The sequence below is a fragment of the Dyadobacter jiangsuensis genome, assembly GCF_003014695.1.
Lineage (GTDB): Bacteria > Bacteroidota > Bacteroidia > Cytophagales > Spirosomataceae > Dyadobacter > Dyadobacter jiangsuensis.
In genome coordinates, this window is sequence record NZ_PYAS01000006.1 from 416,986 (window position 1) to 442,807 (window position 25,822).

Below are 25,822 nucleotides of genomic sequence, written 5' to 3' on the forward strand. Positions count from 1 at the left end.
TTCCTCCATTCATCCCCTTATTCCGATTTCAACGATTTCACCGGATTCGTTACAGCGGCTTTGATGGCCTGGGTACTCACGGTAAGCAGTGCGATAATCACCGCCAACGCACCAGCTCCGGCAAACATCCACCATTGGAGGCTGATCTTATAGGCAAAATCAGCCAGCCAGCGGTTCATAAGGTACCATGTAAGCGGAGTGGCTATGACAATGGAGATGATTACCAGCTTCACGAAATCGCCGGACAACAGTCCTACGATGTTTGCTACCGAAGCTCCCAGCACTTTTCGTACGCCTATTTCCTTGATACGCTGCTGGGCAGCAAACGCCGCTAAACCGAACAACCCGAGGCAGGAAATCAGGATAGAAATGATCGTGAAGGCATTAACCAGCCTGGAAGTACGGGCATCGGCCGCGTAGTTTTTCTGAAAATCCTCGTCCAGGAATGTGTATGCAAAGGGCTCGTCGGGCACGAGGGACTTCCATTTGCTTTCGATAAATGGAAGTGCGGCGGCGGCATCTTTTCCGGCGATATGGGCAATGAGATAATTATAGCTCGGATCCATATTCAGAAAAAAGGCATAGGGCTCGATAACCTTGTGTAAATCCTGAAAATGGAAATCTTTTACCACACCAACCACCTCGACTGAGCCCGGCGTATCTCCGCCGTTATTGAACAGGAACTTCTGCCCTACTGCTTTGTTCAACGGTACATTGAATTTACGAAGCGTCGCCTCGTTGACCACAATTTTATAGTTCGTATCTGCCGGAAATTCTTTCGAAAACATCCGACCGACTACCGGTTTGAAACCCATTGTTTCCATGAAATCCGGCGCTACCCAGTTCGTTTTGATCAGGTTGTCGTCATTCACCGTTTGCCCGGGCAAATAAACCGACATATCACTGGGATTGAGAATACCCGGATAATAGGCGGTTCCGGAAGCGGCTGTGATCCTGCTGTCCTGTAAAAGTTCATTTTTTAATGCCGTGTAGGCTTGTCGCGCCTCCTCGCTCCGGAACGGGATCACAATCTGCTGATCCTTGTTGAAACCCAGCGGCTGATCTTTCATAAACCGGATCTGTCCCTGAATAACGATAGTAGCAACTACCAGTCCGATTGAAATCACAAACTGGAAAACCACCAGCCCCCGGCGCAGCGCGGTAGCCGATACCGAGTTCACAAAGCGCCCCTTAATCACATCCAGCGGGTTAAACACCGACAAGTAGAATGCCGGATAACTTCCCGCCAACAGACCCGTCATCAATGCGAGCAGCACAAATCCACCGACAATTTTCGGTTGCAGGAGTTCATGCACATCCAATGATTTGTCGGCAAGCTGGTTGAAGAATGGCAGTAGCAATACCACAAGGGCCATAGCAACCACCAGACCGAGGAACGTCAACACCATCGATTCGCCCAGGAACTGGCCGACCAGACTCCCCTTGTTCGCGCCCATCACTTTACGCATACCCACCTCGGCTGCTCGTTTCGCGGAGCGTGCGGTGGCGAGGTTCATGAAGTTGATACAGGCAATCAGCAAAGTAAATATAGCTATGCTCGCCAGAACGTACAGATAAGTTGAACTCGTCGTGGATGATACAATGCGGTCGATCTGGTTGAAAAGGTGTATATCCCGGACCGGGAGCAAGGCCAGTTTTTTATCATATCCCGCGATTTTAAGGTCTTTCCGTGCATATTTGTTGATGAATGCAGGCAATTTCGCCTCGAATGCCGCTCCATCGGTACCCGGCCGGAGGCGCAGGTAATGATAAAACATATTGTTGTTGGTAAAATTGAGGTCGGGCTGCCGCAGGTAATCGCCTATCCAGCCCACTTTGAATGACACAAAATAATGCGCATCGATATGAGAACGGGCGCTTTCGTCACGAAACACGCCGGTTACCTTGAAATTCTCGTTATGCCCCGTCTTGCCGCCCACTTTCACCGTACGGTTCAATGCAGGCTCGTTACCGAAAAGCTTTTGAGCGAGGGCGTCGGAAAGTACAATCGAATGCGGATCAACCAACGCCGTCCGCTGATCTCCTTCGAGGAATTGGTAGGTAAAAACATCAAAAAACGTCGAATCGACGTGTGTACCTTTGGTTTCATAGAATGAGAGCGGGCCTTTCCCTGGCTGCTCCACCGTCAGCAATGCCTTATCTTCCAGAAAATTCTGCCAGAGGCGCGTTACCTGCATCACTTCCGGATACTCGGCTTTGAGCGCGTGCGCATAAGGCGCGGGTGCGCGGGGGTTATCCATTTTCTCCCCATTCGGCTGCACATTCTCAGAACGGACCAGGTACAAATCGTTGACATGCTCCTGATGCTTATCGAACGAAACCTCGCTCAGAATATACAGCAGCAGGAGCATGCAACAGGTCATCCCGACCGACAGGCCGAAGACATTGATAATGGAGAACATCTTGTTTTTCAAGACGTTCCTCCAAGCAATTTTCAGATAGTTTTTGATCATGGCTAGGTCGTTGGATTGCATTCCGGTTCTTTTGGAATGAAGAATTATGCCAACCACTCGACACGCAATTAATTATCTAAAAATCAATTAATTACATTAATCAAAAACCAACAAGAGTGTCCGAAACTGGACACTCTTGTTCGAAATTGTCAAATAAAACTAATTCAGTGGTAACAGCCTGATCTTCGATTTCTGGTCAAATAGGGTTATCAAACATCCCGAATTCAAAAAGCCTGCGTAGTCGCGTAAACATTTCAACACGGTTGGGCCGATGGCCTCGGGGAGCAAATTTTGGCTGCGAATCTGAAAAACACTGGGCGCCTTTGCATTCGTCGCAGCAAGAATAGCACCAAAATCAAGGTCGTGGGTGAACACCACAAAACCATTTTGATTAGCATATTCGAAAATTACCCTGTCAGGATCAGTAGCTTTGCCAATTTCAGACCAATGCTTTGACACAAATGCATTTTCAGTAAAGTACTGCACCCAAACGGGCGACAGATTCATGTCGATCAATATCCTCATGCAGCCTGGAAAGGAATTTCGATTTCATCCGCACGCCAAGCTGCATAGGCCAGCGCTTCACGGATATCTTCTGTCTCAAGATATGGATAGAAAGCCAGTACTTCATCGAAACTTCTGCCTGACGCGATAAGTCCCACAATCGTTCCAACCGTTACCCTCATTCCTCTGATGCAAGGCTTCCCTCCCATGACATTAGGATCAAAAGTGATTCTATTCAGTTCCATAAGCCATTTTTTCTTAAAGTTAACGAATATCCTCAAACCAGATAGCTCCAATTCCTTACTCACTCCTTAAACTCTTCACCGGATCGGCCAATGCGGCTTTGATACCCTGGAACCCAACCGTCAGAACCGTGAGAAGCAATGCAGCCATTGCAACGAGCACGAATATATACCAGGGCAGATGCACATGATATTCAAAACTAGCCAGGTATTTGACCACAAAAGTGTACGCCAGGGGCAATCCTACCAGCGTTGCAATCACCAGCAAAATGATGAAATCACGCGAAAGCAGCATAGCTATGCCCTGAACGCTGGCGCCGAGCACCTTACGGATGCCGATCTCTTTGGTACGCTTGCTCGCTGCGAGCGATATAAGGCCAAAAATACCGGCCAGGGCTATGACAATCGCCAGGAGCGTCACAAAGTTGACCATTTTCCAAATCCCGTCGAGGTCGTTGTACTGCCTGGCGAGCTCCTCCTGCATATAGAAAAACTTGAACGGACGTTTGGACGGTATTTTCTTCATTTCCGTTTCGAGTCCTGCCAAAACGCTTTTTGCCTGCGAAATGTCTGTAAACTTCAATGAAAGGTAGCTGTTCAGGCTTGGCGGACCATCGTACCAGTGCAGCAATGGCTCGATCCGCTCTTTCAAGGGACCGTAATTAAAGTCTTTCATCACACCTACCACCGTGTAAACCTCCGCATTGTTACCCTGGCGGAGTCGCTTCCCAACGGCCGTGGTCCAGCCGAAAGCCTTACGGGCAGCCTCGTTGATCACCACGGGGTGTTGTTCGCCGTTCCTGTCGAGTTCTTCCGAAAAATCCCTTCCTTCCACCATCCGGATATCATAGGTGCCGGTGTAGTTGGTACTCGTGCCAACGTGGCGAAGCCGGATGTTTTTCCTATCCTCGCCTTCGGGCGTATACACATTATAGTTATTCCAATAGCGCGTTGGGACAATGCCTGAGATCGCGATACTTTCGACCTTCGCGTTTTGTTTCAATCCATTGAGAATAGGCACAAATTGCTGTACAGCCGCATTCTCATCCTTGTATTGCAGGTCCGACGACACCACAACCACTTTGTCTCCCTGGAAACCCGTATCGGCCTGCCGCATAAAGTTGATCTGCCAACGGACCGCAATGGCTCCGACCACCAGAATAATGGCAATCACCAATTGCACGACAATCAGCGTTCCTTGCATCCAGTTCCTCGATCCGGGTCTGCCCGATAGTTTTCCTTTCAATGTGTCCCGCAAATCGAGCTTGTTAAGATAAGCTGCGGGGATCGTCCCCGCTACGAACGCGATGATACCGATAATCCCGACCAGCATGAGGAAGGTCGCTGAGTCCTGTTGCCAGTTTACGACCAGCTGCATTCTGCCCTGTCTGAACTCATTGAACTGAGGCACGAGATACAACACCCCAAACAACATGGCAATCAGCAGCGAACCCGCCAGTACCAACGCCGATTCAGTCCAGAACTGCGCCAGCACCTGCCCAAGCGTCGAGCCGGTCACCTTTCGCACAGCCACCTCCTTCGCGCGCGTGAACGACATCGCGGCATTCAGGTTAACCATATTAATACTGATAATCAACACAATGAAAACAGCAATGGTAATGGCACCATAAATCATCCAGCGGAAGTTGGGGTTTTCATAATGAATGTATTCTTCCAGCGGCGCTATATGGATATTCCGCTTCTGCCCGTCCGTATGAAAATGCGTTTTTGCAAAGGCTGGAAATTTCGCCTCCAGCCTACCCATGTCTGTGCCTTTACGCAATTTGAGGTAGACCGTAGCGAAGGTGTTGTACCAGTCGGCATTCGACGCAAAACCCTTATTGTCTTCGAGATTTGAAACGGGAAGCAACACCTCGAACTGAATAGACGAATTCGCCGGAACCGGTTCGAGCACACCCGTTATCGTAAAAGTCATGCTGTCCTCCACGGTCACGGTTTCGCCTACCGGGTTAACATCCCCAAATAATGCTTCCGCAGCCTGATTGCCCAACACGATGGATTGTTTCCGTTTCAATGCGGTCGCTGCATTGCCATATTTCAGTTTGAAAGAAAAAACATCAAAAAAGGTACTATCGACATACTTCGTCTGCCTTTGCAGATCCTTCCCTTTGTGATTCAGCCACACGTCATTCCAGCCCTGCACATGCGTGCCCGTCTCGATTTCCGGGAATGACTTGACCATCTGTTCCAGAATCGGGTAGACCGTCTGATTGTACCTTCCCGAAACATCGGCCGTTTGTACAAAGTAGATCTGGTCATTATCCTTATGGAAAGCATCGAAAGTGATGCCCCGCTGAATAAAAAGAAGCAGCACGCCCGCGCTCGCCAACCCCAGCGAAAGCCCCAGCACATTGATCGCCGTAAATAGCCGGTTCTTCCACAGCGAACGGAAGGCGATTTTGAAGTAGTTTTTTAGCATAGTAAAAGGAATTAGAGGGAGGATGGAGGGAGCCCTTTCTTCCCTCTCCTCCTTTACTCCGTTCTAAGTGACTTAACCGGATTCAGCATAGCAGCCCGGATGCTTTGATAACTCACCGTCAAAACTGCGACGGCGACTGCCAGCAATGCCGCCCAGGTAAAATAGGTCCACGACATCGGGATTCGGTAAGGGAAATCCTGCAACCACAAATTCGCGCCGTAATAGGAAATCGGCAATGCGATGATGATGGAGATAATGACGAGTTTGACAAAATCCATTGAAAGCAACGCCGTAATGCTCGCTACCGATGCCCCCAGCACTTTACGTATCCCGATTTCCTTCACGCGGGTCTCCGCATTGAATGTCGCCAATCCGAACAGACCGATGCAGGAAACAAAAATCGACAACACCGCCGCGAGCGTGATCATCTGCTTCCATTTAGCCTCCGATTCATAGCGTTTCAGGTTTGCCTCATCTTCGAATTTGTATTCAAAAGGCAGGTTTTTGATATGACTCCTGAAAATTTTCTCAATGGCCTTGATCGTCGCCGGGGTGTCCTTACTATCCAATTTCGCGATAATGGTACCGATGCGATAATTGGGGTCCTGAGTCAATACCAGTGGGGCGATAGTGTCTTTCAACGATGCATAATGGTAATCTCGGATCACACCGATGATCTTCATCTTTTTGTTCTTCCACTCGAAGTTCACCTCCTGCCCGATCGGGTTTTTAAGCCCCGCCCGCTTCACAAATGCCTGATTGACCACAATGGCTTCCTCCGGATCAGTGGAAAAGCTTTTAGAGAAATTCCGGCCTTTGAGTACAGGGATCTGCAATGTGCTCAGGAAATCATCGCTTACACCAATGTAGCCGAACCCGATTTCCCGATTATCTATTTTCGCAATTGTTCCATTATAATTCCCATTAAAAGCAGCTACCGATGCAATGCCCGAAGTTCCCTTCAGTTCATTCTGAACGACCTCCATCACTTCCTTGCCCGGCCCGCCGCGGCCCAGACTGAAACTTACCACATTCTCGTCGTTATAGCCCAGATCTTTGTTAGTCAGGTATTTGAATTGAGCGTAAATCACGATAGTCCCGATAACCAGGCAAACCGACAATGCGAACTGGAAAACCACGAGCCCCTTAGTCAGGTAATTCTTCTGCGTAAGCTTCGTGCGATTGTAAAGTGTTTGCACCGGGCTAAAACCAGACAATACCAGCGCAGGATACACCCCCGCAACAAAGCCAGTCATGAAAAACAATGCCACATATCCCGATACCAGCCCGGTATCGAGCAGATATGAAAGTGCGAGCTGCTTATTAGCCAACTCATTAAAAACCGGCAACACGATTTGTGTAAGTGCAATAGCCAATGCAAATGCCAGAAAAGAAAGCAAAAACGATTCGCCCAGAAACTGGTATACCAGCTGTTTTCGCAAACCACCCACCACTTTCCGTACCCCGATCTCCTTCGCGCGGTTAAGCGAGCGCGCCACCGTGAGGTTTACAAAATTGATGCAGGCGATGAGCAAAATAAAAATGGCGATGCCCGACAAAATGTAGGAATAAATCGGGCTGCTACCGTGGTCGAGGCCATTGCGCAGGTCGCCATTGTTGCTCTGCAAATGCATATCAAGGAAAGGCATCAAATTGAACACCACCTCGCTCCTGATTTCCCTGCCATTACTAGCTTCCGCCGTTACCTTGCTCTTCGAAACCAGGTTCATTTTACTCACTACCGCATGATAATCAGCCTTTTCATGCAGCAGCACGAAGGTATTCATGTAAAAACCCATCCACTCGCTATCCGTCCAGCCCTTTGCTTCCTGATATGCAAAAGGCAACACGGCGTCAAACTGGATCGATGAGTTCTGAGGACAACGCTTTGCCACACCGGATACGATGAAGGGTTCAAATTCATCTCCAACTTTCAGTTGCATTGTCTGCCCTACCGCATTTTTTGTACCAAAATATTTCTCGGCCAGATCTTCGCTCAGAACGATCGAATGAATGTCCGACAGAACCGTTTTGGGATCGCCGGAGAGCAACGGCATCGAGAAAACCGAGAAAAACGGGGCGTCAGCAAACAACACGTCCTCCTTCAATACCTCATTACCCTTTTTAATCACAAAGGAATTGGTCTGTGCACGGATAATCTCTTTAACATCGGGGATGTCCTGCTTGAAAGTCGGCCCGTGAATGGCATTAGTACTCCCGAAAGTTCGGGTTTCATGCTCGTCCTTGCTGGTAACCATCACCCGGTACAGCTGGTCCCTGTTCGCCTGGAAGCGGTCAAAACTCACTTCGTCTTTCGTGTACAGGACAATCAGCATGCAGCAGGTAAGCCCCAGCGACAGGCCGGCAATATTGATCACCGAGAAAACCTTGTTCCTCGTGAGATTTCGGATGGCGATTTTGAAATAGTTTTTTAGCATGGCTGTTTCGGATTAAACGACCGCCGACCATTGATGGCCGACCGCCTATCTTTTCTTTTGCGGTTTTATGCGTACCTGCTATCGGCGGTCCGTGGTCGGTCGTCGGCGGTCGCTTATTATTCAGATTTCAACGACTTCACCGGGTTCATCAGTGCCGCTTTAATCGCCTGGAAGCTGACCGTGAATAGCGCGATCAACAGGGCGGCCACACCCGCGACGGCGAAATACCACCACTCCATTTCGATCCGGAAGGCGTACTTTTCAAGCCAGCCCGTCAGGAAATACCAGGCAACGGGGAATGCGATGATTGCCGCAATGCCCACCAGTTTCAGGAAGTCGGCCGACAGCATTCCTACCAGGTTGGAGACACTGGCGCCCAGAACCTTCCGAACCCCGATTTCCTTGGTTCGCTGCTCGGCGGTAAATGCAGCCAGACCGAATAAGCCAAGGCACGATATGAAAATGGCCAGGAATGCAAAGTAATTAGAGAGTTTGCCGACAACCATTTCGGCTTTGTAGAGATTACCGAATTCTTCGTCCGCAAAATGGTATTTGAAAGGTACACCGGAATTATAGCGCCGGAAAACCCTTTCCAGACTTTCAATGGCTTGCTTCGTCTTGCCTGCCTCCGCACGCACTAATCCTGAGCCCCATGCCTCTTTTTTAGGTTGGAGACTGATAATCAGTGGCTCAATCGCCACGTGCAGCGAGCCGATGTGAAAGTCTTTCATCAACCCGATAATCTTGCCTTTCTTACCCCACATCGTCAGTTCCTTACCTACCGGGTCTTTATAGCCGATCTTCTTCGCGGCGGCTTCATTGACCAGGTAATTAGAAGTATCGGTCCCGAATGAAGGGCTGAAATCCCGGCCATCCAGGAGCTTGATCCCCATTGTTTCTATAAAATTGAAACCAACCGGGTTCACATTGAAAAGCAGCTGCTTCGTGGTATCCTTTCCGGGCCAGCGCACCCCCATCGTAGAACTTCCGTAAGCGAGCGGACTCGCCTGCGACCGCGCTACCGACTTGATACCCGGCTCAGTCTCCAATGCCTGCTTGAATGCATCGAAGTTAGTACTCATGGTATTTTCAATATCGGGGATATAGAGCAGGTTTTCCTGACTGAAACCAAGGTTTTTATGCTGGATAAAATCAATTTGCCGGTAAATGACAATCATCGAGAGAATCAGCAGAATTGACAATCCGAACTGAAACACGACCAGTCCCTGCCGGAAGTAGGTAGCATTGGGCTTGAATTTCAATGCACCCTTCAAAATCGTAACCGGGTTCAGCGACGACATAAACAACGCGGGGTAGCTGCCGGCGACCAGACCGGTAATTAATGTTAGCGCTAAAAGCAGTAACAGGAAAGCCGGATCCAGAAAATCGAGCGAAAGCTGCTTTTCGGTCAGCGAGTTGAAGCCCGGCAGCAATACCAGCACGATCGCTATCGCAACCACCAGCGCAAGCAGCGTAATGAGGATCGATTCCCCCATAAACTGCCCGATCAGGCTTGTTTTGTAAGCGCCCACCACCTTCCGCAAACCAACCTCTTTCGCGCGTTTCACCGAGCGGGCGGTGGCGAGGTTCATGAAGTTGATACAGGCGATAATCAGGATAAATATTGCCACGATTGTAAACATCCGCACGTAGTCGATACGTCCGCCATTCTGCTTGCCTGCTTCCCAGTTCGAATAGAGGTATGATTCCCCGTAATTGATCAGGAACAGGTCGACGTTACTGTCCTTATTTTTGGTTTTGACATAACCTTTGATCTTCGCATTTACCTTGTCGATATCCGCATTCTTAGCCAGTAATACCGCACAGCGCGGGCCATTGTTGCCCCATTCCTTCGACCATGGCGCGCCTTTCTGCCACCTGTCGTAGCTCATCATGAAATCAAATTTCATAGATGAATAGCGAGGGATCTCTTCCAGTACGCCGGTAACGACCACATCGTCCTTGTTATCGACGCGCATAGCCTTTCCGATCGGGTCTTGTCCTTTGAAATACTTGTCGGCCAGTTTTTGGGAAATTACAATGCCGTCGGGACGCTTCAGGGCTGTGCGGGCATCGCCTTGTTTCAGTTTAAACGAAAACATCGTCAGGAAGTCTCCCTGCACATAGCGGCCCTTTTCATTGTCATACACATTGCCGACCTTCAAAACAGGCGATTGTTCCCAAAGCACCTGGCTGGCTTTTTCGATCTCCGGAATATCCTTCACGATATTCTCGGCCAGAATGCCGGGAGTAGCCGCAAAAGTGTTGATCTCCCCAGAGTAATGCTGGTTTTCCATAACCGAATAAAGCCGGGCATCGTTTTCATGGAAGCGGTCCATTTTAATCTCGTCCTGCACCCACAGCATGATCAGCAAACTGCAAGCCATCCCCAGCGCCAGCCCCAGGATGTTAATCGAACTGAACATCTTGTTTTTCAACAAATTCCGCCAGGCGATTTTCAGATAATTTCTAAGCATACCGTTTGTTCATTGGTGGTGGAATAAATAGGATGTGCAATATGTTATTGGATATATTTGATTGTCTGTAAATACAAATGCAATGGAACTAGTGAAAAAAGTAATTGTCCCGACGAGTACAACCTTCACTTTGACGCTTCCCAAAGAGATGATCGGGAAGGAAATTGAAGTTGTTGCTTCCGAAGTAAAAGCCCCCCGCATACTATCCGAACTTGAAAAGCAGCAACGCATGGAAGCCATCGAGGCTATTTTCAAGGATAGTCGTGTGGACCTCAGGAACTTCAAATTTGACCGCGACGAAGCGAATAACTATGGCGACTAATATTGCGCTTGACACCAATGTTCTACTATATCTGTACGACGCAAATGATCATACTAAAAGACGTGTGAGTGAAGGTATTGTCGCTTCCAATCCGATTATCAGCACACAGGTTATCTCCGAATTCATTAATGTTACAAAACGGGCGCTAAAACTTCCAAAACAGGAAATTCTGTACAAATGCAACCTCGTTTTCGACCGCTGTCAGATCATTTCAGTTGATCAGGAAATCCTTGATCATTCGTATTATCTTCTAAAAAAATATGATTTTCAGATTTTCGACAGCATCATTATATCTTCTACACTAGCAGCCGGTTGCAACACACTGTACTCGGAGGACTTGCAACACAACCAACTCGTCGAAGGGAAACTCACCATCATCAACCCCTTTCTCAACCTTCAATAACCTACTCCGACTTCAACGACCTCACCGGGTTCATCAACGCAGCTTTGACACTTTGGAAACTGACCGTAAGCAATGCAATCACGATTGCCAGCAACCCGGCAGCTGCAAACATCCACCAGGCGAGATCGACGTGGTAGGCGAAATCACTTAACCAATGATTCATACCAAACCAGGCAATCGGGCTGCCAATGACGATCGCGATAATGATCAACTTAATAAATTCTTTGGATAGCAGGGCCACGATGTTGACCACACTCGCGCCAAGTACTTTACGGACGCCGATTTCCTTCGTGCGGCGCTCGGCGGTGAATGCCGATAGCCCGAATAGCCCAAGGCAGCCAATGATAATCGAAATGGCGGCAAAGGTGATGAATATCTGCCCTACCCGCTGCTCGCTGCGGTAAACGTTGTCGAAATCCTGGTCCATGAACCGGTAGTTGAATGGTTGACCGGGCGCCATTTTCTTCCACAATGCCTCCACCTGCGCCACGGTTTGCGGGGCGTCGCCACCCTTCATGCGAAACACGACCGACCCTGAGCTCTTGTAAAGAATCAGACTCAATGCACCGATATTTCTTCTCAGCGATTCAAAATGAAAGTTTTTCACCACTCCGATAATCGTATAGTCAACTCGTTTCGTCAATGCAGCATCTTCATAACCGAATATCTTTTTACCGATCGGATCTCCTTCGCCAAGCACTTTCGCAGCGGCTTCGTTGATGACGATGCCCGTAGAATCGGATGGAAATGCTTCGTCGAAAGCACGTCCGCTGGCCATTTGCAGCCCCATTGTTTTCACAAAATCATAATCCACCGACCACTTCTGCATATTAAGGCCCTTGTCCTGCTGCATTTGCCCAACCGGAAAAAAAGTGTGATCGGTGCGAGAGGAAGGCGTAGGCAGGAAGCTGGAAACCGTGGCGCTCTCCACGTTCGGAAGTGCCAAAACCTGCTCTTTGAATGCTTTTACCTGATTGTTCAGCGCATAGGCATCGTTCACGATCAGCATTTGATCCTTATTAAAGCCGAGTTTCTTGGTTTGAATGTAGTTGAGCTGCCGGTAAATGACACCCGTGCCGACGATCAGCATCACCGAAATCACAAATTGGAATACCACCAATGCGTTGCGCAGGTAACCACTCCCTTTACCTTCCAGCTCAATCGTATTTTTCAGGACTTTCAACGGCTGAAATGCCGACAGGAAGAATGCCGGATAGCTACCGGCCATCACGCCGACTATGCCACCCGTAAGCAGCAACACCGACCAAAACCACACGTTTGTAATCGGAAACTGGATTTGCTTGCTCGCCAGATTGTTGAACAACGGCAGTGCGAGATAGGCTACGAGGATCGCGAGTGCAAGCGAAAAGAAGCTCAGCATTACCGATTCTGTAAGAAACTGACTCACCAGGGACGATCGCTCCGAACCTAATGCTTTGCGCACCCCTACTTCTTTCGCCCGATTGGCCGAGCGTGCCGTCGCGAGGTTCATGAAGTTGACGCAGGCAATGGAAAGCAGGAAAATCGCTACTACTCCAAAAATATACACGTACTGGATATTGCCATTCGCATTAATCTCCGCCGTGCGGTCCGAATGCAAGTGGATATCCGTAAGCGGCATGAGCGTATAAACCAGGTAATTGCCCGTTTTCCGGACTTCGTCCAGCGTCGCTCCCATGAAGCTCTTAATCCACTTGGAAGTGTATTTCTGCAAAACAGTTTCAAAATTCGCCTCAAACTGTTTTGCATCTACGCCCTCCCGAAAGAGGATATAGGTATTGAAATTATGGCTACCCCATGCATTTTGCCGACTTTCGTCAGTCGAGCTCATGGAAAGCAGCATATTCAGGTCACGCATATGCGACTGTGCGGGAATGTCGCGCATGACACCGGTAACTGTATACGTCGTACTATTATCCACCTTCAAAGCCTTGCCCATCGGGTTGGCGTCACCGAAGTACTTTTTAGCGTCCGTTTCCGAAATCACCACGGTTTGCGGGTTGCTCAATGCGGTATTCGGGTCGCCTTGCAGCATGGGGACCGAGAATACCTTGAAGAATGTCGAGTCCGCGTAGAAAACATGATCCTCTTTCAAGTTATCGGCCGCATCCGCACGCCGTACCAGCTGACTGCCATTCTCCCGCAGCCGTACCACCTGTTCGATCTGAGGGTAATCCTTTTTTAATGTGAATGCCAAAGGATCGGGCGCCACAGCGAGCGCCATATCTGCACCGCCGAAACGGATATCTGCATTGATCCGGTAAATACGGTCGGCGTTCGCAAACGAGCGGTCATAACTCAGCTCATCCACCACATAAAGCGTAATGAGCAGGCAACTTGCCAGCCCAAGCGACAAACCGAATATGTTCAGAAACGTGTAAAACTTGTGTTTACGCAGATTCCGCCAGGCAATTTTCAGATAGTTTTTCAGCATTACTTCAATCTTTTACATTTCCATGCCGTTTCCCGGCAGGCCCATTTCACTTTCAAAATTTTCGATGATCCGCTGCCGTTCTTTCTCCGATTTCTCGGCGGCATTCACGGTCTTTTCGTAGATATACTCGTCGCCATCCTTCATGAACCGGTATTTGATAAACATTTCGCCGGTTTCGGAATTGTAGCGTACATGCTTGGAGAAGTCTTTCGGATGTTTCGAAGCCGGTTCTTTGATAAACCCTTTCCCTGACGACACCATTTCGGCATTCATTTCATTAGAAGAGAATACCATTTTTTCCGGACTTTCATCGGAGGCGTCATCATCCGACCATTCGTCAGCCGACGGTTTAGGTGCGGCGGGCGGTACCGGCGGCTTTGGTTTGTGTTTCTGGCGTGTCGCTACGGCCACGGATTCCTTACAAACGCCTTTGGGAGCCGGCAAATCCAGATTTCCTTCGGCGATCGAAGACAATACCTTGTCGCGCAACGCCTCGCGATCCTCCTGGCTCATGCCCTCCACATCGAACGTTTTGTCGATATCAACTTCTTTGCCGTCCAAAGTTCCGGATACTTTAATCGACAGCTTTTTGCCGTCGTCGTCGATACTTCTGCTCAGGTGAGCCCTTTTCTGGGCAATGGCCAGCGTACTTACGCCGGCCAACAGGATGGTTAGGATTTTTTTCATGGTTAGATTTGGCATATTGTTCAAACTAGCTTTGGCACCATACAGGAGCCCCACACTGCATTCCAGGAGGCATTTACCCCCTCATCAAATGTTCCTGCTATGAAGCCGCGCTAGTCGTCAATAGCCGGAGGATTTCTAAACATGTATTTTCTCGGTCACGATTTTACCGTCGAACAGGTTCACTACCCGGTGTGCAAAGCCGGCATCGTAAGGCGAGTGCGTTACCATCAGGATTGTCGTTCCGGCTCCGTTCAATTGGCTCAGCAGGTTCATTACCTCTTCTCCGTTTTTGGAATCGAGGTTACCCGTCGGCTCATCGGCCAGTATTGTCTTGGGAGTAGCTACCACGGCGCGGGCAATGGCGGTACGCTGCTGCTGACCACCCGATAGCTGCTGCGGGAAGTGGTTGCGGCGGTGCATCATGTTCATGCGGGTAAGCGCGGCCTCCACTTTCTCCTTGCGTTCTGCCGGAGGTGTTTTGAGGTACAGCAATGGCAGCTCCACGTTTTCATACACCGTCAGCTCGTCGATCAGGTTAAAGCTCTGGAACACGAAACCGATATTCCCCTTGCGGATCTGTGCGCGCTGGCGCTCCGACATTTTTGCTACCTCCGTGCCGTAAAATTCATACGACCCCTCGCTCGGATTATCGAGCAATCCCAGAATGTTCAGCAAGGTCGATTTCCCGCAACCGGATGGGCCCATGATGGCTACAAACTCGCCATCCTTAATTTCCAGGTCGATGCCGTTGAGGGCAGTTGTTTCTACTTCTTCGGTAGAAAACACCTTGTGCATGTTGTTAATCTTGATCATTTTGTTTTAAAGGCTTGGAGGAAAGGGAGGAAGGAGGAAGGGGAAAATGGTTATTATTGCCCTTATCTTTCATCAATCCTGTTAGTTATGTCAAAAGTTGAAAAATTTGAAGATTTAAAAATTTGGCAGGATGGAATCAATTTATCCATCCATGTTTATCAGACGCTTGGCACCTGCCGTGATTTTAGTTTCAAAGATCAGATGTGCCGCGCCGCGGTATCTGTTCCATCTAATATTGCTGAGGGTTTCGAGCGTCATTCGAACAAAGAGTTTATACGTTTCTTAAGAATTGCAAAAGGATCTTCTGGTGAACTAAGAACCCAAATTTACATCGCCATGGGAACAGGCCTGATAACCGAGGAAAAAGGAACAGAACTAATCTCCAAAAGCCGCCTCCTATCTGCAATGATCCAAAACCTGATCAAAACAAGAGAAACAAACTTCTAACCACACTCATACTCACCGTTCCTCCCCTTCCTCCATCATCCCTTTCCTCCCTTTCCTCCATCCTCCCTTTCCTCCCTAATTAAAATTCCAGTACTTCGTTATCTCCAAAGTTCTCGTATGAGCTGGTAATGACCTTCTCACCGGGCTGCAAACCTTCAAGAACTTCGAAATATTCAGGGTTTTTACGGCCTAATGTGATCTTGCGTTTCGCGGCGCGTTTGCCACCTTCAGCAACCACATATACCCAGTTTCCACCTGTTTCGGAGAAGAAACCGCCTACCGGCAGCAATGTGGCCTGCGAAGGCTGACCGAGTTGCAGACGGATCGGGGCAGACTGGCCTCTTTTAACCATTTCCGGCGCGCCGTTGTCGAACTTCATATCTACTTCGAAACGTCCGCTCAATATCTCCGGATATATCTTGATGATCTTCAAGCCGTAGTCTTTTCCATTGAATTCCATGGAACCCGTCAGGCCTACGAAAATCCGTGACAAATAGTGTTCATCCACGCTGACACGCATTTTAAAACCGTTCAAATCGTCGATCTGGCCGATATTTTGTCCCTGACTGATGTTGGAACCGACCTCGATGTTCATGGACGATAGCAAACCTGATACCGGTGCTTTCACCACGAGGTTGTCGAGTGTCTGACGCCACAGTCCTACGTTTTTCTGTGTGCTGGCCAATGTTCCTTCCAATTGCGAGATCTGCATTCTGGCGTTTTCTTCCTGGTATTTCTGCGATTCGATCTCGATTTCGCGCTGTTTTACCAGTTTCTCGTAGTCACGCTTCGTTTTAAGATAATCGGCTTCCGGGATCACTTTGTCCTTATAAAGCTTCACATTACGATCGTGCGCATCCTTTGCCTGATCGAGTTGGAAATCGAGGTCGCTTAATGTCTTTTGGAGCGTAAAGCGCGCCACTTTCAAATTTTGACGCGTATTTTGAAGGTCGTTTACCAATCGGCTGGCTTCCGTTTCCGATTGCAGGAATTGCAGTTTGAGGTTCTGGTTTTCCAGGCGGAGCAACACATCCCCTTGTTTTACCATGTTACCACCTTCAATGAGCTTTTCAGTAACGTAACCACCTACGATCGCATCGAGCTGGATGGTTTTCAGTGGCTGAACCACCCCGGTCACTACGATAAATTCGTCGAATTTACCTTTTTGGACCGTCGATATCGTCAGTTTATCTTGCTCCACATTCAGTTTGCTTCTGGTATCCGCAAAAAAGAACTGATAAATCAGGAATGCTGCCAGTAATACGCTACCGCCGATGATGCTGATACGTTTGGTATTCCAGAATTTCTTGGGTTTGACTCGGTCCATTGTTGATCCTCCGGAAAATCCGTTACTGGTGCTTGTCGAGTTAGGTGTCTTAACTTCCATTATATGCTAGTGATTGAGTTCGCTTTTGTATTTGGCTTTACTAATCCAATCACTATGCCAAAGAAGGCAACGCTATCTAATCGTTTGAAAATCAATAGTATTCAAATTCAGAACACCACTAATATTGTTCGTTATCGGACAAATTTGTTCGGGCGCGGACAAGCCTTTCGAGCTGCCTTTTAAAGGTAAAATAGTGACATTTTAGCTTGTTAGGAAATAATATTTCAAATTGCGTCCTTATCTTGACAAACAATTGCGTTAAGTCCCTATCCGGCAGTGTTTACCCGCCTGCGCACCACAAGAAAGAACAGCCATGCTACTATCAGAAGCCAAAATCCTGATTATCGACGACGATGTTGACGTACTCAGTGCCGCCAAACTTTTACTGAAACGGCACGCCAAAGCAGTCGACATTGAGAAGAACCCCCAAAAACTGCCATTCCTCGTTACCAATGGAGATTATAACCTGATCCTGCTCGACATGAACTTCACCCGCGATGTGAACAGCGGGCGCGAAGGTTTTCATTGGCTCGATCGCATCCTCGACATCAATCCAGCCGCGAAAGTGATCATGATCACCGCTTACGGCGATATTGAAATGGCGATCCGTGCGATCAAGTCGGGAGCCATTGATTTTGTATTGAAACCGTGGGAAAACGATAAGCTGCTGGCGACCATCAGTACGGCGCTCGAAGGTGGTAAGGATAAAGTGGTGCCGGTACCCGAAGAAAAGAAAGACGACAATAAGAAAAATAATAAAGCCACTGCCGACACCATTGTCGCCACCAGTGATAGTATGCGGCAAGTACTCGTCACTGCCGAACGTGTAGCTTCGACCGACGCCAATGTGATCATCCTGGGCGAGAACGGTACTGGTAAGACGCAGCTGGCCAAGCATGTTCACCAGCATTCCAAACGGGCCGACAAGCCATTCGTGGCCGTGGATCTGGGCGCGATCAGCGAAACACTTTTTGAAAGCGAGCTATTCGGCCATGTGAAAGGCGCATTTACGGATGCAAAAGAAGACCGGGCCGGTCGATTCGAAGAAGCGAAAGGCGGTACCATTTTCCTCGACGAGATCGGCAACCTCACATTACCCTTGCAGGCCAAGCTGCTCACCGTCATTCAGGAACGCAAAGTAACGCGCGTGGGCTCCAACAAGCCCATCGCGCTCGACGTCCGCCTCATTTGCGCGACGAATATGAACATCGAAAAGATGGTAACCGACAAAACCTTTCGCCAGGATTTGCTCTACCGGATCAATACCATCGAACTCGAACTGCCGCCGTTGCGCGACAGGCCCGAGGATATCAGCGCATTGGCCGACTATTACCTCAAACAATACGCCAAAAAGTATAACCGTCCCGTTAATGACATCAGCAATGCGTTGGTGAAGAAAATGCAGCAGTACAACTGGCCGGGCAACATCCGCGAACTGCAACATGCCGTAGAGCGCGCGGTGATCCTTTCCCAGGAAAAAACTTTGCAACCTGATGATCTTTTCCTCAAAAGTTCGGCCGGGCAGCCTGCTACCGCCACCGGTTTCGACCTGGAAGACATGGAAAAAACGATGATTATCAAAGCATTGAAACGGTTTAACGGAAACATCACCGACGCTGCCCGTGAGCTGGGACTCAGCCGCGCGGCGCTTTACCGGAGGATGGAGAAATACGGTTTATAGGCCACTGCAAACCACGCGGAAGGACAATTTTGGCATGTTTTTTGGGTTAAATCCTATACAAAGCTCAACTACGTTCCAATTTTGTACTTCCGATGATCAAATCACTTCCCATATTCATCCTCGTTCTTTTCTCCCATTTCGCATTTGCCCAAACCGGCGGCATCAAGCCGGTATCGCTCAAAAACGTTAAAACGACCGATGGTTTCTGGCACGATCGCGTCGAGCTCGCGCGGGCTGTAACTGTGCCTCACGCACTGCACCAATGCGAAGAAAGCGGCCGGTTCGACAATTTTGCAGTGGCAGGCGGCTTGAAAAAGGGGACGTTCAAGGGCGCCCGTTTCGATGATTCGGATGTTTTCAAAATCGTGGAGGGAGCTTCTTATGTACTTCAAAACCAATACGATCAGAAGCTGGACCATTACCTCGACTCGCTGATCATACTTTTCTCCGCCGCACAGGAACCCGACGGTTATCTGTATACCATCAGGACCATTAACAAGGATACCACCGGCTCCTACGACTGGATCGCGGGACCTTACCGCTATTCATTCGAGAATGGCAGCCATGAGTTGTACAATGTCGGCCATTTATACGAAGCCGCCGTAGCACATTATGAAGCCACCGGTAAAAAGACTTTGCTGAATATCGCGATCAAAAATGCGGATCATCTTGTCAAAACCATTGGTCCTAAACCCGGGCAAATGGTGGTGGTACCGGGCCATGAGGAAACCGAACTCGCGTTGATACGCCTTTACCGCGTCACTGGCAAGAAAGAATACCTCGATCTTTCCAAATTCTTCATCGACATGCGCGGCCGCTCCGACAAGCGCACCCTTTTCCTTGACGAACACAAGCTCGGCCCGGCCTATTTCCAGGATCAGGTGCCCTTCGTGCGCCAGCGGGAGGCCGTAGGGCACGCCGTACGCGCACAATACCTGTACACGGGCGTGGCCGACCTGCTCAGCTTGCAACCCGACCCGAAAAATGACGCCGCGGTGCACGCGATCTGGGACGACGCAACTTTCAAAAAGCAATACATTACCGGCGGAATGGGCGCCCGTGAGGATGGCGAAGCATTCGACAAACCCTACATATTGCCTAACGACAACGCCTACGCGGAAACCTGCGCCGCGATCGCCAACATGCTCTGGAACCACAAAATGTACCTGCTCACCGGCGAGGCAAAATACATGGACGTTTTCGAACGTGTGCTTTACAACGGTTTTCTGGGCGGAATGGGCGTGAAGGGCAACAGCTTCTTTTACGTAAACCCGATGTCATCCAACGGTGTAAACGATTTCAATAAAGGTTCCGGCGCGGTGCGGCACGAATGGTTCGGTACCGCGTGCTGCCCGTCCAATGTCTCGCGTTTCCTTCCTTCCATGCCCGCGTACATGTACGCTACCCAGGGCAATGCGTTGGTGATCAACCTTTTCGGGGATACCAAAGCGAATATCACGCTTCCGAACACCGCGGTTCAGATTACCCAGCAGACGCAGTATCCATGGCAAGGGAACATCCGCATTCAGGTCGATCCCGAAAAAAACAGCGCATTCCCGCTGCATATCCGTATTCCGGGCTGGGCAAATGGCCAGGCTATCCCGGGCGACTTGTATACTTATGAAGACAAACTGGCCAAACCGGTGATCCTGACTATTAATGGTAAAAAAACGGAAGCCGCCATTGAAAACGGATATTTGAAACTGAACAGAAACTGGAAGAAAAGCGATATGATCGAACTGGTGCTGGACATGCCCGTACGCAAAGTAATCGCCAACGAAAAGCTGAAAAGCAACCAGGGCAAGGTCGCTATCGAACGCGGACCTGTACTTTACTGTGCGGAAGGACATGATAATGGCGGAAAGGCGCTTGGCATCAAAATATCGGGAACGCAAGAATTCACCCCCTCCTACCAAAAAGAAATGCTGGGCGGCATTAATGTACTGAAATCCAAAGAACAAAACATTACTTTAATCCCCTACTACGCCTGGGCCAACCGCGGCGCGAATGAGATGGCGATATGGTTTGGAAGGGATTGAGGGACGATAGCGGTCAGCGGTCCAAACACTACTCCTTCCTTTCCAGGTTCCGCTGAAACGCCTCCAAGTCCTTCAATTCCCCATCCATGATCAGATTAATATCGCTGCCGTCGAGCACCTCACTTTCCGATTTAATTTTACTTTTGAAATAGAACGAAAAAGGCAGTTCCTTCCCTTTCCCGATTATCTGAGCACCCGCTTTGATGACTTTCCCTAAACTCACTTCCAACGGGATTTCATAAACATCCCTGCTTTTCGATTTCACTTTCGTAATGCCTTTCACAGCCCCTTCCGCGAAGCGTTTTTGTTTACCCAAATCCATTACGTAAACCGGGTCCTGAAATTCCAGCGAGAAGGGGTTCATATTACTCACCTCCACTTTCACCACGATATCCGACTCTTTCAAACCCAGCTTTTTAAAATCATAACCCGCCATTTTGACCATCGGCAGCCAATACAGCGGCAGTCTTTTGTCCATTTCGAGCACGAGCGAGTCCTTTCCAAGAAACGATTTTTCGAAATGCAGGATCGTTTTGAAATGATAATCGGCACTGTCCTGACCTTTGGCAGCCTCCTGGTCACCTTCCAAACGCAGGTTACGGATTTTCACTTTGGCTGGTAACGTCAGCAAAGAGCTGTCGGCCGCATTCACTTCCAAAGGTTTGCTGTAATGGTCCTCCACGATCGTCCGGTCATTCATTTTGACCACATAATTCATCGCCTTCAAATGCATTCCCACCGGAAGCGGATTGTGGACGAGTGTTTTAAGTTCCATTTTAATGGTACTATCCGTGATTTCACTGATATGGGCTATACTCATTTCCACACGTGGTTTCAACCCTGAAACCGGGTCGGGATCACTTTTTCTGAAAAAATACCAGACTGCAAATGCGGCTGCCGCGATCAATACCAGGATCAAAATCCATTTAAATACACTTCTGCTGTTCATAGGTGTCGGTCGGTTAATGAAAATACGTGCTCAAAAAGTATTCCCGCCGCTTTCACCCCCGCGCCACACGTATATGTGTAGGAAACTCTTCAAACCGGATACAAAGCTTTCCTGCCGGCCTGTTTTCCCTTTTGGTATGAATTTTTAAAAAGAGTGCGACAAATCGGCGACAGCCGCCATGAATCTCAACAATACCACGACCATTAAAACTACTTAATCATGAAAGCGACAAAAAGTAAAACTGCTGCCAAACAAATCACCGAAAAGGATAGTGAAAAGCTGAAAGAATTGTTTGTAGACGGTCTGAAAGACATTTACTGGGCCGAGAAAAACCTGGCGAAAGCGCTGACTAAAATGTCAAAAAATGCGACCTCTGAAGAATTAAAAGCTGCGTTTGAACAGCATACTACCGAAACGGAAGAACATGCAGCCCGGCTGGAACAGGTTTTCGAAAGAATAGGCGAGAAAGCGCAAGCCAAGAAATGTGCCGCGATGGAAGGACTGATCGAAGAAGCGAACGAAATCCTCGAGAGCACCGATAAAGGCACAATGGTACGCGACTGCGGGCTTATTATGGCCGCACAAAAAGTGGAACATTACGAAATAGCGTCCTACGGCACATTGCGCAACATTGCCCGCACACTGGGCCATAACGACGTCGCAGATATGCTGCAACAAACGCTTGACCAGGAGGGTGAAACCGACCATAAGCTCACCGAACTGGCAGAAGCCTATGTGAACGAGGAAGCAAGTGTAGAGTAGAGGCTTTTGCCTTTTATAAAACAGAGAGGCGATCGGGATTCCCGACCGCCTCTTTTGCATTCAATATATACATCTACACCAGATTCAATTTGCCATGATCGCCGCCGTCAGGTGTGGTACCCGTAATCACCGCTTTCAGCATCGAGAAGAATACGACCATTTTGGAAGAAGTACTATCCCAATATGCGGCTTCTTGCGTGGTAACCCTCAGCACGGCGAGATCCGGATCGTCTTTCCCGCCTGGAAACCAGGCTTTCGACATCAGGTTCCACAATTCCTCCTTACGATGCTCGCTTTCCACGATCGATGCCGTACCCGACACACTTAAGTAAGTATTGCTTTTAGGATCTGCGTAAATCAATGTCACCGTATTCCCATGCCGGGCATCGCCATGCTGGGCATCTTTTACCAGCTCGGTATGGCGGCTGGTAAAAAACCACACATTCCCTTCCGCATCGATATCCAGCGTTGTCATCGGACGTGACACGATCTTGCCGTCTTCAATAGTCGTGTACATGCAAAACCGGATGTCCTCCGCCAACGATTTCAGTTTCTTAATAGCCTGATTATCTTCAAAATCCTTTTCCATAACGATTGTTTTTAGATCTGTTGAAATTTTGGTTTGAATCCGGATATATAAAACAACCGTTCCAAGGATAGACTGATAAAGCGGAGGGTTCCGAGCGCCGACCACTGACCATAGTCCAAGTTGTCATGTGTAGTCAGGAATAGTCATTGAAATACAATACTTGACCAGGCATGACAACATCTGACCATACTTGACCACTACCGTAGCAAAAATGCAATCGGCGGTCGCAACCACCAGGCGTCCCCGCCGCCCCAGCATTAAAATTCCAGGCGATAATTCAGAATCGGCAGCATACCTGTCTGGGTAATCAGCTTTACCCGGTCCTCTTTCTTATTGTAGTATCGATCCAATGCATTCAAGCGATTGGTCACATTCTGAATGTCGAGCGAGATCGTCGATGTGGTGCGTCTTTTGTTTTTGGTATAACTTACCCGCAGGTCGGAGCGAAAATAGGCGGGCAGCTGCTCCGAGTAGCTTCGTGACCAATCGCGTTCCGTGCGGCCTTTTTCCCTTGACTTTTCCAGGTCAATTGGCGTGGTGCGGTTGCCGCCGGCCGCGAGGAGCTTGATATTGGCAGCAAAAATGTTGGTTTTGTTCTTACCGACCCGCCATTCCTTACCCGCGAGTAAGTTCTGTACATACTTGCCATTAAAGCGGCTGTCGCGTTCAATGCCGTCGCGGCCGGTGTATTTGGATTGGTACAAAGAAGTCGTACTCATGAGGTAAATGCCGGCCGTGAGTGATTTTTCGACCGTGAGCTCCAAACCATAACTGCGTCCCTTGCCATCGCTCGTCAGGGAATCGCTTACAAAACCGCTGATTTCGTTCAACTGCGAGTTATGGAGCAAATAGGGCGTCGTCGTGTTCGGCGGACCGATCGGGATGTTGTAATGATGCTGGTAATACGTTTCCGCAAGTACCCGCCAGCTCGCCGATGGCCTGAACTCGTATCCCGCCACCCAATGCGCCGATTTGGTCAGTTTCAGGTTCTTGTTCAACAGATCCGTCTTATCTTCCGACACCTTTACCTGGGCAAAGTAAGTAGAAATAGACTCCGTTTTGCTATGTAACCCGGCACCCAAGCTAACTGTCGAGCGTGGCGCGACGGCCCACCTTACCCCCACGCGCGGCTCGATCGAATATCGATTGTTCAGCCCGAGCAACATGCCGTGCAAGCCTGCATTCAGTGTAACGGTAGGTGTTAAACGCGACTTCCATTGCGCATAGGCCTGAAACAGCTGGGTATTTCCTTTCCGATCCACATTGATTTCATAAGGACCGTCTTCATTATCCTTGTCATACAGGTTGAAATCCAGGTGGTTGATGATCACACCCAGCCGGACCGTGTTGCGCGCGTTGAGTTTGTAATTGTATAAAGAGGAGAGTCTAAGTGCCTGGTTTACAAATTTCTGTTGATAGGTAGCATCGATGTTTTTGTCATAAAAATCCCCTGTCTGGCTCGTAGCTGAATAGGAAACGATGTTTTCCATATAGGATTTACTATTGATATAGCGGAGGTAATTCACACCTACCATCCCGCGGTTCGACTTGAAGGTTTCGTTCCAATCGTCGTCGTTAACTTTTGACGTACTCATGCCCCCTAGCCCCCACACACTCACCACCACCTTGTCGTCGTAAGGAATATATATCTTAAAAGCGCCGTCCTGAAAATCAATCGAAGCATCGCCGTTAAGGTTAACGCCGATCTTATTAAGAACGGAAAGAGTAGAATAGCGGTAATTGGCCAGATAAGAAGCGCCGCCCTTCGCGCCAATGGGCCCTTCGGCAGCGAAATCGAGCCCGAGAATACCGGCCTGCATCGCGTATTCGCGTTTTTCATTGTTACCTTTTCTGAGTTTAAGGTCAAAAACACCCGATGTTGCATTTCCATATTCGGCGGGAAATGCGCCGGTGAGAAAATCGGAATTACCGAGTACGTTGGCGCTCAATGCGCTGATCCCGCCGCCGCTCGCGCCCTCCTGTGCGAAGTGGTTCGGATTGGGAATCTCGACGCCTTCCATGCGCCACAGCATCCCTTTCGGACTATTCCCTCTGATAATAAGCTGATTACTACCGTCGTCGGTTGCTGCCACACCGGCAAACGACATGGCCATCCGTGCCGGGTCGTTCACGGAGGCAGCGAAACGCTTCGTCTGATCCACGGTAAATGAGCGGCCGCTTACGCTCACCATGTCGTTCAAAGGAGCACCGTTCTCTTTCTGCGCTTTCACAACCACTTCATTCAGAGCACGGAACGATTCGGTCAGTTTGATATTAAATTCAACTTCCTTCCCGGAGCCTACATTGATTTCCTGCACGAATGCATCATCATAGCCAATGCTGGTAATTTTAAACGAGTGGCGACCGACAGGCACTTTCTCAATCCGGAAATTTCCCTCGGTATCTGTCACTCCGCCGATGAGAGGCGTCACGGAAGTCACGATCACATTCGCGCCGATCACCGGTTGTTGCGATTCCGCATCCACGACGCGTCCTTTGACCGTCTGGGCAGGCTGGGCAAAGGCCAGGGCGCTCATGGCCCCGGCGATTAAGGTCAAGATAAATTTTTTCATGGCTGGTTGTTTTGTAATTCTGACAACTCAGCCGTTGGGTACCCTAAAAGTTATGGGGAAAATTTTTGAACCTGGGGGTTTGACGGCCGACGGCCGACCATGGACCGCCGATTGCATGTATTATATCGTCTTGATTTTTTTCTTACGAATCTCCACTGACA

At 49.1% G+C, this 25,822-nt stretch carries 19 protein-coding genes; 6 read left to right on the plus strand and 13 right to left on the minus strand.

Annotated elements, in window-relative coordinates:
- Positions 1 to 17: 17 nt before the first annotated feature.
- The 6 genes from CLV60_RS15005 to CLV60_RS15030 form a co-directional block, all read right to left on the minus strand.
- Positions 18 to 2,474: an ABC transporter permease gene (locus tag CLV60_RS15005; RefSeq protein WP_106596237.1), complete on the minus strand. Its 2,457-nt coding sequence runs from the start codon at positions 2,472 to 2,474 to the stop codon at positions 18 to 20.
- 159 nt (positions 2,475 to 2,633) lie between these two features.
- Positions 2,634 to 2,999 carry a DUF5615 family PIN-like protein gene (locus CLV60_RS15010; protein WP_106596174.1) on the minus strand — a complete coding sequence of 122 codons (366 nt, stop codon included), beginning with the start codon at positions 2,997 to 2,999 and terminating at the stop codon, positions 2,634 to 2,636.
- The gene (locus CLV60_RS15015; RefSeq protein WP_106596238.1) at positions 2,996 to 3,223 is read right to left on the minus strand and encodes a DUF433 domain-containing protein; all 228 of its coding nucleotides are present in this window, start codon (positions 3,221 to 3,223) and stop codon (positions 2,996 to 2,998) included. Before CLV60_RS15015 ends, CLV60_RS15010 begins: the two co-directional genes overlap by 4 nt.
- A gap of 55 nt (positions 3,224 to 3,278) precedes the next feature.
- Entirely contained in the window at positions 3,279 to 5,660 is a 2,382-nt protein-coding gene (locus CLV60_RS15020) for an ABC transporter permease (RefSeq protein ID WP_106596175.1), read from the minus strand.
- 53 nt (positions 5,661 to 5,713) lie between these two features.
- Positions 5,714 to 8,098 (minus strand): ABC transporter permease, encoded by a 2,385-nt coding sequence (locus tag CLV60_RS15025; RefSeq protein WP_106596176.1) that lies wholly within the window; start codon positions 8,096 to 8,098, stop codon positions 5,714 to 5,716.
- Between the two features lie 116 nt (positions 8,099 to 8,214).
- A complete protein-coding gene (locus CLV60_RS15030) occupies positions 8,215 to 10,575 on the minus strand; it encodes an ABC transporter permease (RefSeq protein WP_106596177.1) in 2,361 nt (786 codons plus the stop codon).
- A gap of 82 nt (positions 10,576 to 10,657) precedes the next feature.
- Here CLV60_RS15030 and CLV60_RS15035 point away from each other — a divergent pair, with 82 nt between their 5' ends.
- Entirely contained in the window at positions 10,658 to 10,897 is a 240-nt protein-coding gene (locus CLV60_RS15035) for a hypothetical protein (protein ID WP_106596178.1), read from the plus strand.
- Complete coding sequence (locus tag CLV60_RS15040; RefSeq protein ID WP_106596179.1) at positions 10,887 to 11,300, plus strand: PIN domain-containing protein; 414 nt, start codon at positions 10,887 to 10,889, stop codon at positions 11,298 to 11,300. The genes CLV60_RS15035 and CLV60_RS15040 overlap by 11 nt, the downstream gene beginning before the upstream one ends.
- A gap of 1 nt (position 11,301) precedes the next feature.
- Here the strand turns inward: CLV60_RS15040 and CLV60_RS15045 are convergent, their stop codons facing one another.
- The 3 genes from CLV60_RS15045 to CLV60_RS15055 form a co-directional block, all read right to left on the minus strand.
- On the minus strand, positions 11,302 to 13,734 hold the full coding sequence (locus CLV60_RS15045) for an ABC transporter permease (protein WP_106596180.1): 2,433 nt from the start codon (positions 13,732 to 13,734) through the stop codon (positions 11,302 to 11,304).
- Positions 13,735 to 13,746: 12 nt separating this feature from the next.
- Positions 13,747 to 14,421 (minus strand): hypothetical protein, encoded by a 675-nt coding sequence (locus CLV60_RS15050; protein WP_106596181.1) that lies wholly within the window; start codon positions 14,419 to 14,421, stop codon positions 13,747 to 13,749.
- Between the two features lie 135 nt (positions 14,422 to 14,556).
- Positions 14,557 to 15,234 carry an ABC transporter ATP-binding protein gene (locus tag CLV60_RS15055; protein WP_106596182.1) on the minus strand — a complete coding sequence of 226 codons (678 nt, stop codon included), beginning with the start codon at positions 15,232 to 15,234 and terminating at the stop codon, positions 14,557 to 14,559.
- Positions 15,235 to 15,321: 87 nt separating this feature from the next.
- Between CLV60_RS15055 and CLV60_RS15060 the strand changes: the two genes are divergently transcribed.
- A complete protein-coding gene (locus CLV60_RS15060) occupies positions 15,322 to 15,681 on the plus strand; it encodes a four helix bundle protein (protein WP_106596183.1) in 360 nt (119 codons plus the stop codon).
- A 79-nt stretch (positions 15,682 to 15,760) separates the two neighbouring features.
- On the opposite strand, the gene CLV60_RS15065 is transcribed toward CLV60_RS15060, so the two are convergent.
- Positions 15,761 to 17,008 (minus strand): efflux RND transporter periplasmic adaptor subunit, encoded by a 1,248-nt coding sequence (locus CLV60_RS15065; RefSeq protein WP_106596184.1) that lies wholly within the window; start codon positions 17,006 to 17,008, stop codon positions 15,761 to 15,763.
- Between the two features lie 373 nt (positions 17,009 to 17,381).
- Here CLV60_RS15065 and CLV60_RS15070 point away from each other — a divergent pair, with 373 nt between their 5' ends.
- Positions 17,382 to 18,749, plus strand: a complete 1,368-nt coding sequence (locus CLV60_RS15070; RefSeq protein WP_106596185.1) for a sigma-54-dependent transcriptional regulator — start codon at positions 17,382 to 17,384, stop codon at positions 18,747 to 18,749.
- Between the two features lie 92 nt (positions 18,750 to 18,841).
- Complete coding sequence (locus CLV60_RS15075) at positions 18,842 to 20,788, plus strand: glycoside hydrolase family 127 protein (RefSeq protein WP_106596186.1); 1,947 nt, start codon at positions 18,842 to 18,844, stop codon at positions 20,786 to 20,788.
- 28 nt (positions 20,789 to 20,816) lie between these two features.
- On the opposite strand, the gene CLV60_RS15080 is transcribed toward CLV60_RS15075, so the two are convergent.
- The gene (locus CLV60_RS15080) at positions 20,817 to 21,737 is read right to left on the minus strand and encodes an LEA type 2 family protein (RefSeq protein WP_106596187.1); all 921 of its coding nucleotides are present in this window, start codon (positions 21,735 to 21,737) and stop codon (positions 20,817 to 20,819) included.
- Between the two features lie 219 nt (positions 21,738 to 21,956).
- On the opposite strand from CLV60_RS15080, the gene CLV60_RS15085 reads away from it, so the two are divergent.
- Positions 21,957 to 22,499 carry a YciE/YciF ferroxidase family protein gene (locus CLV60_RS15085; RefSeq protein ID WP_106596188.1) on the plus strand — a complete coding sequence of 181 codons (543 nt, stop codon included), beginning with the start codon at positions 21,957 to 21,959 and terminating at the stop codon, positions 22,497 to 22,499.
- Positions 22,500 to 22,572: 73 nt separating this feature from the next.
- On the opposite strand, the gene CLV60_RS15090 is transcribed toward CLV60_RS15085, so the two are convergent.
- Entirely contained in the window at positions 22,573 to 23,088 is a 516-nt protein-coding gene (locus CLV60_RS15090) for a pyridoxamine 5'-phosphate oxidase family protein (protein ID WP_106596189.1), read from the minus strand.
- Positions 23,089 to 23,345: 257 nt separating this feature from the next.
- Complete coding sequence (locus CLV60_RS15095) at positions 23,346 to 25,661, minus strand: TonB-dependent receptor (RefSeq protein ID WP_106596190.1); 2,316 nt, start codon at positions 25,659 to 25,661, stop codon at positions 23,346 to 23,348.
- Between the last annotated feature and the right edge of the window lie 161 nt (positions 25,662 to 25,822).